The organism is Vibrio porteresiae DSM 19223 (genome assembly GCF_024347055.1).
Classification (GTDB): Bacteria; Pseudomonadota; Gammaproteobacteria; order Enterobacterales; family Vibrionaceae; genus Vibrio; species Vibrio porteresiae.
On the sequence record NZ_AP024895.1, the window covers coordinates 1,691,790 to 1,707,093 of the forward strand.

General features: G+C 47.3%; 15 protein-coding genes. 8 read left to right on the forward strand and 7 right to left on the reverse strand.

Going from position 1 to position 15,304, the window contains the following annotated elements; all coding sequences use genetic code 11:
• Positions 1–18 precede the first annotated feature (18 nt).
• Genes tyrR through OCV11_RS07760 form a run of 4 tightly spaced genes read left to right on the forward strand, consistent with a single transcriptional unit; the run spans position 19 to position 3,217 of the window.
• Positions 19–1,563 carry a transcriptional regulator TyrR gene (gene tyrR / locus OCV11_RS07745; protein WP_261896071.1) on the forward strand — a complete coding sequence of 515 codons (1,545 nt, stop codon included), beginning with the start codon at positions 19–21 and terminating at the stop codon, positions 1,561–1,563.
• Positions 1,563–2,138 (forward strand): GNAT family N-acetyltransferase, encoded by a 576-nt coding sequence (locus OCV11_RS07750; RefSeq protein ID WP_261896073.1) that lies wholly within the window; start codon positions 1,563–1,565, stop codon positions 2,136–2,138. Before tyrR ends, OCV11_RS07750 begins: the two co-directional genes overlap by 1 nt.
• Positions 2,139–2,142: 4 nt before the next feature.
• Complete coding sequence (locus tag OCV11_RS07755) at positions 2,143–2,733, forward strand: HD domain-containing protein (RefSeq protein ID WP_261896074.1); 591 nt, start codon at positions 2,143–2,145, stop codon at positions 2,731–2,733.
• Between the two features lie 10 nt (positions 2,734–2,743).
• Positions 2,744–3,217: a DUF2947 domain-containing protein gene (locus tag OCV11_RS07760; protein WP_261896075.1), complete on the forward strand. Its 474-nt coding sequence runs from the start codon at positions 2,744–2,746 to the stop codon at positions 3,215–3,217.
• 194 nt (positions 3,218–3,411) lie between these two features.
• Here the strand turns inward: OCV11_RS07760 and OCV11_RS07765 are convergent, their stop codons facing one another.
• The 7 genes from OCV11_RS07765 to OCV11_RS07795 form a co-directional block, all read right to left on the reverse strand.
• Entirely contained in the window at positions 3,412–4,662 is a 1,251-nt protein-coding gene (locus tag OCV11_RS07765) for a dicarboxylate/amino acid:cation symporter (RefSeq protein WP_261896077.1), read from the reverse strand.
• 470 nt (positions 4,663–5,132) lie between these two features.
• Positions 5,133–6,077, reverse strand: a complete 945-nt coding sequence (locus OCV11_RS07770) for a LysR family transcriptional regulator (protein WP_261896078.1) — start codon at positions 6,075–6,077, stop codon at positions 5,133–5,135.
• Positions 6,078–6,260: 183 nt separating this feature from the next.
• Positions 6,261–6,557, reverse strand: coding sequence for a putative quinol monooxygenase (locus tag OCV11_RS07775; RefSeq protein ID WP_261896079.1), 297 nt, complete (start codon positions 6,555–6,557; stop codon positions 6,261–6,263).
• The gene (gene nfsB, locus OCV11_RS07780; RefSeq protein WP_261896080.1) at positions 6,557–7,210 is read right to left on the reverse strand and encodes an oxygen-insensitive NAD(P)H nitroreductase; all 654 of its coding nucleotides are present in this window, start codon (positions 7,208–7,210) and stop codon (positions 6,557–6,559) included. Before nfsB ends, OCV11_RS07775 begins: the two co-directional genes overlap by 1 nt.
• A gap of 141 nt (positions 7,211–7,351) precedes the next feature.
• Entirely contained in the window at positions 7,352–8,857 is a 1,506-nt protein-coding gene (locus OCV11_RS07785; RefSeq protein ID WP_261896082.1) for a tripartite tricarboxylate transporter permease, read from the reverse strand.
• A gap of 14 nt (positions 8,858–8,871) precedes the next feature.
• Positions 8,872–9,357 carry a tripartite tricarboxylate transporter TctB family protein gene (locus tag OCV11_RS07790; protein WP_261896083.1) on the reverse strand — a complete coding sequence of 162 codons (486 nt, stop codon included), beginning with the start codon at positions 9,355–9,357 and terminating at the stop codon, positions 8,872–8,874.
• 154 nt (positions 9,358–9,511) lie between these two features.
• On the reverse strand, positions 9,512–10,477 hold the full coding sequence (locus OCV11_RS07795; protein ID WP_261896084.1) for a tripartite tricarboxylate transporter substrate binding protein: 966 nt from the start codon (positions 10,475–10,477) through the stop codon (positions 9,512–9,514).
• 411 nt (positions 10,478–10,888) lie between these two features.
• Between OCV11_RS07795 and OCV11_RS07800 the strand changes: the two genes are divergently transcribed.
• The 4 genes from OCV11_RS07800 to OCV11_RS07815 are packed head-to-tail and all read left to right on the forward strand — an operon-like array spanning position 10,889 to position 15,194.
• Positions 10,889–11,614: a GntR family transcriptional regulator gene (locus OCV11_RS07800; RefSeq protein WP_261896085.1), complete on the forward strand. Its 726-nt coding sequence runs from the start codon at positions 10,889–10,891 to the stop codon at positions 11,612–11,614.
• Positions 11,611–12,522, forward strand: a complete 912-nt coding sequence (prpB, locus tag OCV11_RS07805) for a methylisocitrate lyase (protein ID WP_261896086.1) — start codon at positions 11,611–11,613, stop codon at positions 12,520–12,522. Before OCV11_RS07800 ends, prpB begins: the two co-directional genes overlap by 4 nt.
• A 10-nt stretch (positions 12,523–12,532) precedes the next feature.
• Positions 12,533–13,687 carry a bifunctional 2-methylcitrate synthase/citrate synthase gene (gene prpC, locus OCV11_RS07810; protein WP_261896087.1) on the forward strand — a complete coding sequence of 385 codons (1,155 nt, stop codon included), beginning with the start codon at positions 12,533–12,535 and terminating at the stop codon, positions 13,685–13,687.
• Positions 13,688–13,745: 58 nt separating this feature from the next.
• Positions 13,746–15,194, forward strand: coding sequence for a bifunctional 2-methylcitrate dehydratase/aconitate hydratase (locus tag OCV11_RS07815; protein WP_261896088.1), 1,449 nt, complete (start codon positions 13,746–13,748; stop codon positions 15,192–15,194).
• Positions 15,195–15,304: the final 110 nt, after the last annotated feature.

Genomic DNA, 15,304 nt, shown 5'->3' on the forward strand with positions numbered 1-15,304 from the left:
TATTAGGATAGAAACGAAGTGCGTCTTGAAGTCATTTGTGAAGACAGGCTCGGCTTAACGCGCGAGCTGCTAGATATTCTTGCCTCAAGAAACATCGATTTGCGTGGTATCGAAATCGATGTGATTGGGATTATTTACCTCAACTGTCCTGATATCGATTTTGAAACATTCAGTGAACTGATGGGGGAAATCCGCCGAATCTCGGGCGTGAAAGACGTGCGTAAAATTCAGTTTATGCCGATGGAACGTCATAACACCGAGCTGATTTCTCTCCTCGATAACCTCCCTGATTCGGTGCTGGCGATTAACCTCAAAGGCGCGGTTGATATGGCAAACCAAAGTGCGTTGAGTCTCTTTAATCAAAGCTCAGCACAGATGATTGGCCAACAAATCTCGACCTTAGTTCCTTCATTTAACTTTGCCCGTTGGATGGAAGGGAGCAAGGCTCGCTCTCGCGATCAAATTGTTCTTGATGGGTTAGATTACACCCTCGAAGTGATGCCAGTTTACATCACTGGCGAATCGAAAGAATCGACTCTAGCCAGTGCAATGATGATCATTCGCGCACTCAAACCTTCAACGTATCCGCTTGATGATGTGCCACTGCATTCCAACTTAGGTTTTGAACACTTTGTTGGTGTATCGAACCGCCACAAGGCGCTGATTAACCAAGCGAAGAAGCTATCCACTCTTGACCAACCGTTACTGATCGAAGGGGAAACGGGAACTGGTAAAGAGATGCTGGCGCGTGCTTGTCATAACCGTTCTGATCGCAGCGACCACCCATTTTTGGTGCTTAATTGCGCAGCGATTCCTGATGACGTAGCGGAAACCGAACTGTTTGGTCATGCTCCAGGATCGTTTAATCACGAAGTGGGCAATAAAGGCATCTTTGAACAAGCCAATGGCGGCACGGTCTTTTTGGATGAAATAGGTGAAATGAGTCCGCATTTGCAAATCAAGCTCCTGCGCTTTTTGCAAGATGGTACGTTTCGTCGCGTGGGTGAAGAGCATGAAATGCACGTTGATGTTCGTGTGATTGCTTCGACACGTCACCAGCTGTCTGCTTTGGCGGAATCGGGTAAGTTTCGTGAAGACCTCTACTATCGCTTAAACGTCTTAACGCTGCGTATTCCGCCACTGCGTGAACGTCCAAGCGATATTCAACCATTGCTTGAACTATTTGTGGCTAAACATAGCCATAAATTGGGCATGCCTCGTCCAACTTTGGCAGAGGATTTACTCGATCAATTGGTGCAATACCAATGGCCGGGTAATATGCGCCAACTGGATAATATGGTGCTGCGTGCGTTAACTGAAGTTCAAGATGAACCACTGAGCGTTAGTCATTTCCATCTACCACAAACGGAACAGATGAGCAGTGGCAACGCCAGCATTAAATTGGACGGCACGTTGGATGACATTATGAAAGAGTACGAATACCAAGTGTTGGATCGACTCTATCAATCTTTCCCATCGAGTCGAAAATTGGCGAAACGCCTTGATGTATCGCATACCTCAATCGCCAATAAACTGCGAGAATACGGAATCAGGAAACGCTGATGGAGACAATAAGTACGTCTAGCCAAGTGTATGAATGTGATGGTGAGATTGTTTTGCGCACTGCTGATATTGCGGACGCAGAACTTATTTGTAACTACTTTATCGACAACCGCACCTTTTTAACTCCTTGGGAGCCGGCGCGCGATGAACAGTTTTATACTCACTATGGTTGGTATCAACGCCTAACCAAATTGCGCGAATTACACCGAATGGGGATGGGGTACTATTTGCTCATTACTGAAGCGGAATCGGGGAAAATGTTAGGCACCATTTCATTTAGTAATTTGGTGCGTTTCCCTATGTATTCTTGCACCGTTGGCTATTCACTGGCCGAGTCGGCACAAGGAAACGGAACCATGAGTCGCGCGCTTAAAATGGCGTGTGATTACATGTTTCGAATTCATAATATGCATCGTATTCGCGCTTGTTACATGCCGCATAACTCACGCAGTGAAGCGGTATTGATGCGCTTAGGCTTTAATTATGAAGGGATGGCTAAGGCGTATCTTTTGATCAACGGGGAATGGGCTGACCATAAAATGGTGGCACTGATTAACCCCGATTGGCGAGGTTAACCATTTGGATTCAAGCTTAGCACAGCAATTGGCACTGGTACTGGAACTTGACCAGTTAAAGCGCGTTGAACGTCGGACTAAGGTTGCCAGTGCTGGTAATCGTCAAGAGAACAGTGCGGAGCATTCCTGGCATGTCGCGACCATGGCACTGCTTATGGAGCAGCATGCGAATCAGCCCGTTGCGATTGATAAAGTGATTAAGATGTTGCTGCTGCACGATATCGTTGAAATTGATGCCGGTGACACTTTTCTTTATGATGCGGCGGCGAGTTTAGAGCAAGAAGCGAAAGAGCGGGTTGCAGCGCAGCGCCTTTTTGGCCTATTGCCAAAAGAGCAGGGCGATGCGTTACTTCAATTGTGGCAAGAGTTTGAGTCTGCTGAAACCGCCGAAGCTCGCTTTGCTAAAGCACTCGATCGTTTTATTCCGATGATGCTGAATTTTCATAATCAGGGTCAAAGTTGGATAGAAAACGGTGTGACCAAGGAACAGGTACTCACTATGAATCGTCGGATTGCTGACGGTTCAACTGCGTTGTGGACCCAAGCGCAACAGATGATAGATCAAGCTGCCGACAACGGCTGGCTTAAAGTTTAGAGAACATTGCATGTCGTATTTGCCTTTGGATCAATACCAAAGAAAGTGGATTTTCACTCATCAATCTATGCCCGTTCCTGCAGAGGATTTGGAGCAAATTAAACCTATGTCTGCGCAGCGTGCTGCTCAGTTTTGGAAAGATAATATCAGTGCGCAAAGCCCTGATTCAGAACGTCTAAGCTCAACGGACTGGCCACGTAAAAAAGAGTGCTGGCGCGATGAGATCGATTGGATGGCTGAATGGGAAAGTGATGAACCGGATATGCCATCTGCCGTGCTAGCGCATCTTGATTGGCAAGATGATGTTACTGTGTACTTCTGTTATGAGAAATACAACATCATCGAAACCAAATGGCAAATCTTTAAACGTCATTGGAAGAACTTCTTGTTCTATGATGATGGCCCAATTTTGCTCGCCCGTCGCCGCAAAGAAACCTTATGGTTTCACTCTGACGGTAAAGTGAAATTAGGTACGCACGAATAGCTCGTTCGGCTATTACGGTGTGACTCGTTGAGTCAATGCCAATTGAACTGTCGTCAAAAAGACCAATAGCAAGACAAAGAAAAAGCCAATCCCTCGGGATTGGCTTTTTGTCTATCACGTAAGCCAATGATCATCGGTTTGGTCATTGGCTGTTAACGAGAACTTGGCAACTTAGAGCGTGCCGTAGCGTGAGATTACGCTGCGTCGTAGACTTCTTGGTCCAGTTCACCTTCGCTTTTCGCAACGAGAACCGCAACCATCATGTCGCCACAAATGTTCACTGTGGTGCGCGCCATATCGAGAATACGGTCGATACCAGCAACGATAGCAAGACCTTCAATTGGAAGACCAACGGTGCTCAATACCAAAGAGAGCATGATCAAACCTGCGCCTGGAACACCTGCCGTACCAATCGATGCCAAAGTGGCCGTCAAGATGATAGTGAGGTAATCGGCTGTTGAAAGATCAATACCAAATGCCTGTGCGATAAATAGTGCACACACACCTTGGTAAAGCGCTGTACCGTCCATGTTGATGGTCGCACCCAGTGGCAATACAAAACCAGAGACACCTTCAGAAACCCCCATCTCTTGACGTGAAGCCTTGATGGTCGCTGGCAATGTACCCGAGCTACTTGACGTAGTGAATGCAACCGCAGCTGGGTTGGTAATGCCTTTTAGGTAACGCATTGGATTTAGGCGACCCAACACAGTCAACGTACCTGAGTAGAACACAACGATGTGAATGAGCGCACCGATGTAAACAGCGCCAATCACTTTGATAAGCGGTAGTAGTACGTCTAGACCGTAAGTTCCGGCAACCCAAGCCATCAAACCAAAGATACCGTAAGGAGCAAATGCCATCACGATCTCAGTCAGTTTGTACATGGCTTCTGCTAGGCTGTTAAACACTTTCACTGCTGGCGCTGCTTTTTCTTCGCCGATAAGTACCAGTGAAACACCTAAACCAATCGCAAACACAATGATTTGCAGAATGTTACCTGCTGCCAGTGCTTGAATTGGGTTTTGCGGAATCATGCTAAGTAGAGTTTGAATCAAAGCGGGAGCATCTTTCGCATCAGTTGCGTGCGATGAGGTCATATTAAGACCCGCGCCCGGTTGAATAATGGCTGACAAAGCAAGACCGATAGCGATAGCGACTGCTGTAGTGACCATGTAAAGAATCAGAGCTTTACCACCGATACGACCCATCTTGCGGGTGTCTTTCATTGAGGTGATACCCACAACCAGTGAGCAGAACACCAAAGGCACGATCAACATTTTGATCGCATTAATAAACAGCGTACCAATAGGTTTAAGTAGCGCAGCATCCGGTCCCATTAAAGCGCCGACGATAACACCAAGCACCATACCGACGAGGATTTTTTTCCATAGTGCTAAGCGTGCCCAAGGCCCACGTTTAATAGAAGAGGGTGTGTTGTCCATTTTTTAGTCCGTTAAAGTCAAAGTCATGAAAGTGTCAAGAGGCCGATTACACAATAAAACATTGCCTAGGTAAAGCATTGTAGAGTGTTATGCTGGCGTTAAAAAATAGAGCCAATTAATATTGTGCTAATTTAGTTAAAATTAAATTAAATGTTTGTGCGCATAAGAACACATAAATTGTTCTATTTATCATGATATTAATAGAAATTCATGTGAATAATTTGGCATTTTTCTTAGCCTGATTGGTACCAAAAAGTGATTTTAACCACAAAATGTAACCTTATGGTTTGCTGAATATTTTTACTGGTCAGAGCAGTTTGGGTGTAGAAGAGTGGCGTTAATCTCAACGCAGACGGCACACGGAGTGCAATCGATTGCGTATGTTTTGATTGAAGGGAGAGCGTTACACCCATCATCGCTATTAAGTAAACACTCCAATCATAGCGATTTAACGAATACTCAACAAAGAGTTAGGCCATCTGAGAATAGTAATGCTCGGTGAGAAATTGCTCTGCATCTTGCAGGTGCTGTTCACATTTGGTACGTAGAAATTGGTGTAGCGCATGGGTGGTCGGATTGAGCACGCGTCGATCGACACACACCATATAAATAGGACAAGGTTCGGTTTTCCAATCCAGGAGCAGGGGTTTTAAACGTTGCTCTTTCAAGTCATGAGCAGTATCCAAAATGGACTTATAAATTACCCCTTTACCCATTAGTGCCCAGCGGTGCACCGCATCCCCATCATTGGCTGAAAAATGGCCTTTAACGATCACCGTTTCTGAATCGCCTTCTCGCATAAATGACCAGTGGTTATCCATGGTGTTGGTTAATTGAAAGCATAGGCAGTTGTGTTCAATAAGATCATTGGGCTCACGAATTGGCGGACGCTTATCCAGATAGGTTGGGGTAGCACAGGCGATACGGCGATTACGCGTACAGAGCGGTAATGCCACTAAACGCGAATCGGGTGGGACTCCATAGCGAATCGCAATATCAATTGGTTGGTTATAGAGATTGCTGACACTGTCTGCCAATTCCAAACTCACCGTGATATTAGGATAAATTTCGGAAAATTCGTTAAGCCAACCCAATAAGAGATTACGCCCAAAATCCGATGGAGCAGACATGACGATGTTGCCACCAATTTCCCCTTGGGTTTGAGAAATTTGGTCAATGCCTTCTTGAATGGTTTTTAATGCAATGGTCGCTTTGTCGAGCAACATTTCGCCTTCACTGGTCAGGCGTAAACTGCGAGTGGAACGAATGAAGAGAGCGACATCCAGCTGAGTTTCTAAACGTTTGATGGCGGCGCTAATCGCTGCCGGTGTGACCTCTAACCCATGAGCTGCTTTGGAAAAACTGCCGTGTTTGGCCGTTTCAACAAAAATATACAAATCATTCAACGCTTTCATGGGGTTGTCTCGTTTTGGGTAAGGAGACCGATCTCATCACATTGACGCGCAAATGAAAAGGGCGAATCACCAAATCGGCGATTCGCCCTTCACGGAAGTCATTAGCAAGAGGTGTACGGTGACCATCACTACACGCCTCTTGTCGGTTTAACTGTTTAGCTAACTGGCTATGGGGGAAACGGGTTAGCCTAAAAAGTTAAGTGTGCGCGGAGTGATGTATTCAACCCACTGATTTTCTTGAATGGATGTTAAGAAAGACTGAAAGTGGTCTGACTCCATATGCAAATCTAACGAGCGTTGGGAAATCCAAACTTCTTGTAAGATAAACACATCAGAAACAGATTTGTCTCGGTACAGTTCGAATTGGCAGCAACCCAGCTCTTCTCGTGATGGTTCTAGTAACCCACACAGTGCGCTTTCCAACTCTCTTTCGTAACCTTCGCTCGCCTTAATCTCGGCAAATACATGCACAGTCGCCATTAGATCTCCGTGAATACGTCTTCTTCAGCCCAACGCGCTTTTGGCAATTTTGCGTTAAAGTCTTGTTCACTGTGATAACCCAGTGGAACGATCACTAGGCTGGTATAACCTTGTTCACGTAGACCAAGCTCAGTATCAAGTACTTTTGCGTCAAAACCTTCAATTGGCACAGCGTCAACGCCCATGGTGGATACGCCTAGTAGTAGGGTGCCAAGTGCGATATACACTTGCTTTTCCATCCAATGTTTTTCGTCTTTCAGATCATAGCGATGCATATTGGTGAAGAATGAACGACCGTTGTGGCCGCCTTGTTTGGCCTCAGCAGTGGCAAAACGACCTGCTTTGTCTTCAAGATCTAATACTTTTAGCAAGTAATCGTTGTCGATATTGGTTTTGGCGCACAGAACCAACACGTGAGAAGCATTAAGAATTTTTGCTTCGTTAAACACGTATTTTTCTGCAGCAGACTTAGCAATCGCTTGTTTACCTTGTTCGGTGCTTGCTAGCACGAAGTGCCAAGGTTGAGAGTTCACACTTGAAGGGCTAAGGCGCACTAGCTCTTTAATGGCTTGGACATGCTCTTCGCTTAAGCGTTTTGAAGAATCGAAAGCTTTTGTAGAGTAGCGCGCTTTAGCGTGTGCAGTAATATCCATGAATACATCCTTAGTGGTAGTTGAGGGTGCTACCTTACCTGAGGTATATCCATAGAAAAAGCGATGTTATTAAAATCACTTTCAAATAATATTTGAAAAAGCCCTCGATGGATTACACGGTTTTCGTGAGGTAATCCATTTTTAGTTCGTACGCTGACGAGATCTCATCCCTTTAATGATGGGGGAGATGGCGATCAATACCGCCCCAAGGGTAAAGCTCAGGGTTAACGGGCGACACCACAAGAAATTCAAATCACCATCCGATATCATCAAGGCTCGACGTAGGTTCTCTTCCATTAATCCACCTAATATAAAACCGAGCAGCATTGGCGCGAGGGGAAAGTGCGCCATACGCAGCGCAAGAGCAATCGCACTCACCGCAACCATGACGTAAATGTCCATGGTATTAAACGAGACCAAATAGACTCCAGTCATTGAGAAAAACAGAATCATAGGGAGCAATACGGTGCGCGGCACCATCAAAATTCTCGCTAAATAAGGAATGAGTGGCAGGTTAAGTACCAACAAAATCGCATTACCTAAATACATGGAAATGATCACTGACCAAAAGACCTCTGGATGTTCATGAAACATCTGTGGTCCTGGCTGAATACCGTAGGCGATTAAGGCGCCAAGCATGATAGCCGTTGTCCCTGAACCTGGAATACCCAATGTCAGTAGCGGCACAAATGACCCGGTGGACGCGGCGTTGTTAGCGGCCTCAGGTGCGACTAAGCCACGAATAGAGCCTTTACCAAAGGCCTTTTGTTGCTCTTCATTGGCTAAATGGCGCTCTAGGCCATAGCTCAAAAAGGCGGCAATGGTTGCACCCGCACCAGGTAAAATCCCGACGACAAAGCCTAACAGCGAGGAGCGAACGGCAACTGGAGCGACTTCCCGAACTTCTTTGCTCGTAACTTTAGTGCTGGTGATGTGTTGGATATCGTTATCGGATTGAACGGTGTGATGGTTACTCTGCATCAAGCTAATCAAGGTTTCACACATGGCGAACGTCGCCATGGCTAACAATAAAAAGCTAAAACCATCCATCAAATCATTGACGCCAAAGGTAAAGCGTTCAACGCCGATGCCCTTATCAATCCCCACGGTGGAAAGCATCAAACCAAAGATTGCCATCATCCAAGCTTTCAGGATCTGCCCCTTTCCAGCAAATGCAGCGACGGCAGATAAACCAAGCAGCATTAAGGCAAAGTAATCGGAAGATTGAAAGCTGAGTGAAACAGTCGCTAGCGCAGGGGCGGCAACCAGTAACATGATGGCGGAAAGGGTCCCGCCGGTGAAAGAGGCGTAGGCGGCGAGCGCCAAGGCTTTGCCTGATTGCCCTTTACAGGTCATCGGATAACCGTCAAACGCAGTCACCACCGTTGAAGAGCACCCTGGAGCGTTAATCAAAATCGACGACGTTGAACCACCAAACACAGCACCGTAATAAACACCCGACATCAAGATTAAGCCTGATGCGGGGTCAATACCGTAGGTGATAGGTAGCATTAGGGCAATGGCTGAGATTGGGCCAAGCCCCGGCAACATGCCAATAAATGTGCCGATAAAGCAGCCAAGTGTCACCATCATTAGGTTAAATGGTGTTGAGGCAGTGATTAAGCCTTGCAAGATACCGTCAATCATGGTGTTGCTCCTGACTACATCTGAAATATCGAACCGGACTCCAAATAGACGCCCAATCCATGTGTTAACAGCCAGTAAAAGGCGATGACAAAGGGAAATGAGGCTCCCCATAAAATGGTTGAGCGACGTTCACCTAAAAGATAAAAACTCAACATCAGAAATAGACTGGTCGCAACAATGAAACCTAAATAGCTCAGCCCTAAACCATAGAGCAACATCAATACAAGAAAACCAATGAGTCGTGGCCAATGCATCCGAAATGGGGTAGCGAGCTGTTCTTTGTCGGAGCGAGAAAAGAGGAGTAACAGAGCGAGTACCATGCCTGTATAGGCAAGAAATTTAGGCACGGTTCGCGCAGTGAACGGTTCAAGTTCATCACCAGGAAGAATCATGATGTGCTCAGTTTGCCAACGGTAGTAGAGACACAACAGCAAAAAGAGCAGTGCAGCGATGCGATCGCGATTGAGTAACGATAGTCGGTGAGAGGGTGAATCTGGCATAGTGTCCTTCCTTTGCGAAATAGACGAATGTCAGTTGTCTACAATCCACCATGCACATGGAGTGCATGGTGGTACATCTTGTTATCACTCTTAGATTTTAAGAAGTTAACTCGTTAGCGACAGCAAACCTCTTGGTGTAATACTGCTTGGTGTACTATTGCAAAAAGCCTAACTCTTTCATCAGAGCCCGCATCTCATCTTCTTGAGCGTAGAGAAATTGTTCAAATTCGCCCTTGGCTTTAAACGAATCAATCCACCCATTGCGATCACGCACTTGTTGCCACTCTTTGGTTGCGTACATGGCTTTTAGCATTGCTACCCACTCATCAACTTTGGCACTGTCGACCCCAGGAGCGGCAAAGAAACCACGCCAGTTAGCAAAGACAAAGCGGTTACCAAATTCGTTTAGGGTTGGAATATCGGGCGCTACAGCAACGCGTGTAGGGGAAGTGATCGCCAAAATGCGCACTTGTCCGCTGGCTGCCAGTTGCACGACTTCGCTAAATCCGGTGGAGAGAAGCTGAGTTTCTCCAGAGAGTAATGACGCTAATGCTTTGCCGCCGGCATCATAGGCGATGTAACGGACTTCACGAGGATCTTGTCCGTGGCCCTTAAATGCCGCCGCTGCAACCAGATGATCCATGCTGCCGCGAGCTGAACCCCCCGCTACTTTAATCGCGCGAGGGTTCTTTTTGAACGCCGTCACTACCTCTGGCCAAGAGTGATAAGGACTATTAGCGGCGACGACCAGAGCGCCAAAATCTGAAATGGTGGCTGCGACTGGAGTTAAATCACGAAAAGATTGCGGAAACACGCCAGCAAGGGAACGCAACACAATCGGGGTTGAGTTCACCATTAAGGTGTCCTCTTGGCGGTCCGCCGTTTCAACTAAATGAGCGATGGCTTTACCACCACCGCCACCGGATAAGTTTTGATAGGAGACTTTTTCGGCTAAGCCCGCCTTTAACAAGACATCTCCCGTACCGCGAGCAGTCAAGTCCCAACCACCCCCAGCACCACCGGGAATGAGAAAATGTACTGAGGCTACAGGTTGCGCGCTAATCGAAAAAGTGACAGCAAGCAGCGTTGTCGCTAAAAGTAACGTAAGTCGCTTCAACATTGGTCTTGTCCTTTAGTGTTGAACAATGAAAGCCAATTCACCTGTTGTAATCGTTATAACCCTAGCTTGACCTACAAGGCTCAGTGTAGGTTAAAAAAATGTTACGCCAAGAACCCAAAAGGATTATTTTTCACAGAGTGTGCTCAATCACTCTCAAAGTTAAGCTGACAAATTACGGTGTATTTGCTGTAAGTGTCGACAATTGTCTAACGTCTTGGGCGTGATTGACCTGACATATTTCACCAATTTACAAATAAGAACATTAAATTCAGTTTGTTATAAATTTCCCTTTTTTGTTTGTCTCTTATCAGCTCTAGACATTGGTCTACATTGTCGACAATCCCCTAGGAATTGTCGTAGTTCATGGCTAATGTCAGTTCATATGCAAAATATCAATGAGCAGGGATGGGAATGGAAAACAGAAGTTGGCTATCCAAATTAGGCACACTCAACGTGAAAGAGCCGACCAAATCGGAAAACCTCACTGCTTATCTGATTGAAGCCATCGTTGAAGGCGAGCTGCCCAGTGGGAGCAAGATCTCTGAACCTGATTTATCCCGCCGTTTAGGCGTCAGCCGCGGTCCGCTGCGGGAAGCCTTAATGCGCATTGAAGCCCTAGGTCTGATTGAGCGAATCCCTCATGTGGGTGCCAAAGTTATCGAACTTTCTTTGCATCGCTTGGTAGAGCTGTACGCAGTGCGCGAAGCCCTAGAGGGAATGGCTGCGCGTCTTGCCGCAAGGCATATCACTCTTGATGAAGTACAAGCACTGGAAGCGTTACTGAAAGCGCACGGCGAACATATTGTCAATGTATCGGGAGCCTCCTACTTCCATCAGCAAGGGGATTTCGATTTTCATTACCGCATCATTCAGGCCAGTCGTAATGGTCAGCTTAAGTTGTTGCTCTGTGATGAGCTTTATCATCTGCTGCGCATGTATCGTTATCAATCGCCGCGCTATCGCAGTGCCCCGCAAGAAGCATTGCAGGAACACTTGGGCATTCTCCGAGCTATTCGTCAAGGCGATGAAGAACTCGCAGAGTTGTTAATGCGCCGCCATATTTCGGGAAGTCGATTGTTGATTGAACAGCAGTTCGATTTACCTCACACCAATGAGTCATCTGTAGGGAGCCTATGACCATGGAGACACCAGGACAACGTTTTAGATTGGCCGTAAAACAGCATCACCCTTTGCCTATCGTCGGCACCATAAATGCGTATACCGCTATGATGGCCGAGCATGTGGGCCATCACGCGATTTATCTTTCCGGCGCAGGAGTCGCTAACGCTTCTTACGGACTTCCCGATTTAGCCATCACCACGTTAAATGATGTGTTGATTGATGTGGAACGTATTACACAAGCCTGCCAACTGCCACTGCTGGTGGATATCGATACTGGATTTGGCGGGGCATTTAATATTGCTCGCGCCATTAAATCACTGGAAAAAGCGGGAGCCGCTGCTGTACACATTGAGGATCAGGTCGCACAAAAACGCTGTGGACACCGCCCCAATAAGGCCATTGTGCCTTGTGGCGAAATGGTGGATCGCATTCGTGCCGCGGTCGATGCGCGCTATGACGAGGATTTTGTGATTATGGCGCGTACCGATGCATTGGCGAGCGAAGGCATGGATGCTGCAATCCAACGCTGTATTGATTATGTTGAGGCCGGAGCGGATATGCTGTTTCCCGAAGCGTTTACTGAACTTAAACAGTACCAGCAGTTAGAAGCAACACTGCACAGTGAATTAGGCCGCAAGATTCCCATCTTAGCAAACATCACCGAATTTGGTCAGACGCCACTGTTCTCTCGCTCTGAGTTGGCGAGGGTGCAAGTGTCCATGGCGCTGTATCCCTTGAGCGCTTTTCGCGCAATGAATCGCGCCGCTGAAAATGTGTATCAGCACTTACTTGAGCATGAACATCAGCAAGCTCTGCTAGACACCATGCAAACTCGCAACGAGCTTTATCAGCATCTGGGCTATCACCAGTATGAAGAGAAGTTAGATGAGCTCTTTCGCCAATCAGATACAGAGAACAGCTAGGAGACAGATCATGTCTGAATCAAAATCCGTTGCCCATAAAACCCTAAGTGGCGCGGGATTACGTGGTCAAAGCGCCGGATCAACCTCACTTTGTACGGTAGGCAAATCGGGGACAGGGTTAACCTATCGCGGCTATGACATTGCCGATCTCGCGCACAATGCCAGTTTTGAAGAGGTAGCTCATTTACTGTTGATAGGGCATTTGCCAAACGAGTCAGAGTTACGTGCGTTTGAAAACCGATTATTGTCACTGCGTGGCTTACCTCAAGCCGTGTGCGAAGTCCTTGAACGTTTGCCTGCTAGTGCTCATCCCATGGATGTGATGCGCACTGGGTGTTCAATGCTCGGATGCGTAGAAACAGAGCACAGTTTTCAAGATCAAGGGCAGGCATTAGAGCGCATGTTGGCCACGTTTCCTGCCATGATCTGTTACTGGTTTCGTTTTGTGCACAATGGGGTGCGCATTGATACGTTTGATCGCACTGAACGCACATTGGGCGGCTATTTTCTCAAGCTTTTAAAAGATGATGCGCCGAGTGAACAGTTTCGCCAAGTGATGCATTGCTCGCTGATTTTGTATGCAGAACATGAATTTAACGCTTCAACCTTTGCCGCAAGAGTATGCGCTTCAACCTTATCGGACATTCACTCTTGTGTGGCTGCTGCGATTGGCACGCTACGCGGCCCTTTGCATGGCGGCGCCAACGAAGCCGCGATGGAGATGTTAGCCAAATGGTCATCTCCTGATGAGGCAGAAGCTGGATTAATGGCGATGCTCGCGGCCAAAGAGAAGGTCATGGGCTTTGGTCATGCCATTTATCGTGAGAGCGATCCCCGCAACGTGATTATTAAAGAGTGGTCGCGGCAACTGGCTCATGCGGTGGGAGATAACACACTGTTTGCTGTATCAGAGCGGGTAGAGCAAGTGATGAAGCGCGAGAAAGACCTCTTTTGTAACGCCGATTTTTATCACGCCTCGGCTTACCATTTTATGGGCATACCCACTGAGCTGTTTACCCCGATTTTTGTGATGAGCCGTTTAACTGGCTGGGGCGCGCACGTTATGGAGCAGCGAGCGAATAACCGCATTATTCGCCCAAGTGCCGATTACGAAGGGCCAGAACCAAGGGCTTGGTTACCGATGAATCAACGTAATCAATGTTAAGTGGTTGTCTAATCCCATAGTCAGTGACGATGGAAAACGAACAGGAAAAGGAGTGGGTATGAGTCACAATGTTGATGTCAATGAGCGCCAAGCGCCGGATCAGTTACTGGTAACAATCGCCGATTATGTGGTTAATACCCCAATCACATCATCGCTCGCCTTGCAAACCGCCCAGCACTGCTTAATGGATACGCTAGGTTGCGGGTTACTGGCTCTGCGTTTTCCTGAATGTACTAAGCATCTTGGCCCTTTGGTCCCTGGTACAACTGTGCTGCACGGCGCGCGAGTACCTGGAACCGCTTATGAATTGGACCCTGTGACTGCGGCATTTAATATCGGCTGCATCATTCGTTGGCTCGATTTTAACGATACTTGGCTGGCAGCTGAGTGGGGGCATCCATCAGACAATTTAGGTGCCATTTTAGCGGTGGCGGATTATCAAAGCCGTGTCGCTGTGGCTAATGGCAAAGCGCCTTTGACCATGCAGGATGTGCTGGTGGCGATGGTGAAAGCCCATGAAATTCAGGGGATTTTGGCACTGCACAACAGTTTTAATCGGGTTGGACTTGATCACGTATTGCTGGTTCGCGTGGCCTCTACCGCGGTCGCGACTCACCTCTTGGGCGGTACGCGCGATCAGATTGTGGATGCACTTTCTCAAGCTTGGGCTGATGGTGGCGCGCTGCGCACTTACCGCCACGCACCGAATGCTGGATCGCGTAAATCGTGGGCAGCAGGCGATGCTACCTCACGAGCGGTGCGACTGGCGATGATCACCATGAAAGGGGAAATGGGCATACCAACTGTTCTCAGTGCACCTAAGTGGGGTTATTACGATGTGCTGTTTAAAGGTCATCAATTTAAAGTAGATCAGCCATTTTCCAGCTATGTGATGGAAAATGTGCTGTTTAAGATCTCTTATCCAGCGGAGTTTCACGCGCAAACCGCGGTGGAGTGTGCCGTGAAACTGCATCCACTCGTAAAAGAGAGAATCGCTGAGATTGATCGTATTGAAGTCACCACTCACGAATCGGCAATTCGCATCATCTCCAAAGTGGGAGATTTAGCTAACCCCGCAGATCGCGACCACTGTTTACAGTACATGATTGCGGTGCCCTTACTGTATGGCGATCTGGTGGCTGAACACTATGAGGATGGCTTCCATCTCAGCGATGCTCGCATCGATAAGCTGCGCCAGTGCATGGTGATTGAGGAAGACAAAGGTTACAGCCAAGACTATTTAGATCCAGCCAAACGATCTATTGCTAATGCGATTCGTGTGGTGTTTCGTGATGGTACGAGCACTAAGAAAGTGGCAGTGGAGTATCCGATTGGTCATCGAGCGCGGCGCGAAGAGGGCATCCCAGTATTACTGGGCAAATTTGAACGCAATTTGCGCACCCGTTATCCGCAAGCTCAGGCGAGTAAACTAATGGCTTTGTGCCAGTCAGCACAATTAGGAACGCTTGCCGTTAACGAGTTTATGCAGCATTGGCAGATGAATTAACCGATATGGATGACCCCAACTGAACCAATTTAAACATGGGTTCAGGTAGAGCAATGAACAAGAGCAAGGCGATCATGAGTTAAATCCCAACCCATTGGGTATTGCATAGG

Excerpts from the sequence above, each read along its gene's own strand:
- nfsB (WP_261896080.1), bottom strand. The coding sequence starts at position 7,210 with ATGGATATTACTGCACACGCTAAAGCGCGCTACTCTACAAAAGCTTTC.
- prpC (WP_261896087.1), top strand. The coding sequence starts at position 12,533 with ATGTCTGAATCAAAATCCGTTGCCCATAAAACCCTAAGTGGCGCGGGA.
- OCV11_RS07775 (WP_261896079.1), bottom strand. The coding sequence starts at position 6,557 with ATGGCGACTGTGCATGTATTTGCCGAGATTAAGGCGAGCGAAGGTTAC.
- OCV11_RS07800 (WP_261896085.1), top strand. The coding sequence starts at position 10,889 with ATGGAAAACAGAAGTTGGCTATCCAAATTAGGCACACTCAACGTGAAA.
- prpB (WP_261896086.1), top strand. The coding sequence starts at position 11,611 with ATGACCATGGAGACACCAGGACAACGTTTTAGATTGGCCGTAAAACAG.
- OCV11_RS07750 (WP_261896073.1), top strand. The coding sequence starts at position 1,563 with ATGGAGACAATAAGTACGTCTAGCCAAGTGTATGAATGTGATGGTGAG.
- OCV11_RS07815 (WP_261896088.1), top strand. The coding sequence starts at position 13,746 with ATGAGTCACAATGTTGATGTCAATGAGCGCCAAGCGCCGGATCAGTTA.
- OCV11_RS07765 (WP_261896077.1), bottom strand. The coding sequence starts at position 4,662 with ATGGACAACACACCCTCTTCTATTAAACGTGGGCCTTGGGCACGCTTA.
- OCV11_RS07785 (WP_261896082.1), bottom strand. The coding sequence starts at position 8,857 with ATGATTGACGGTATCTTGCAAGGCTTAATCACTGCCTCAACACCATTT.
- OCV11_RS07795 (WP_261896084.1), bottom strand. The coding sequence starts at position 10,477 with ATGTTGAAGCGACTTACGTTACTTTTAGCGACAACGCTGCTTGCTGTC.
- OCV11_RS07770 (WP_261896078.1), bottom strand. The coding sequence starts at position 6,077 with ATGAAAGCGTTGAATGATTTGTATATTTTTGTTGAAACGGCCAAACAC.
- OCV11_RS07790 (WP_261896083.1), bottom strand. The coding sequence starts at position 9,357 with ATGCCAGATTCACCCTCTCACCGACTATCGTTACTCAATCGCGATCGC.
- OCV11_RS07760 (WP_261896075.1), top strand. The coding sequence starts at position 2,744 with ATGTCGTATTTGCCTTTGGATCAATACCAAAGAAAGTGGATTTTCACT.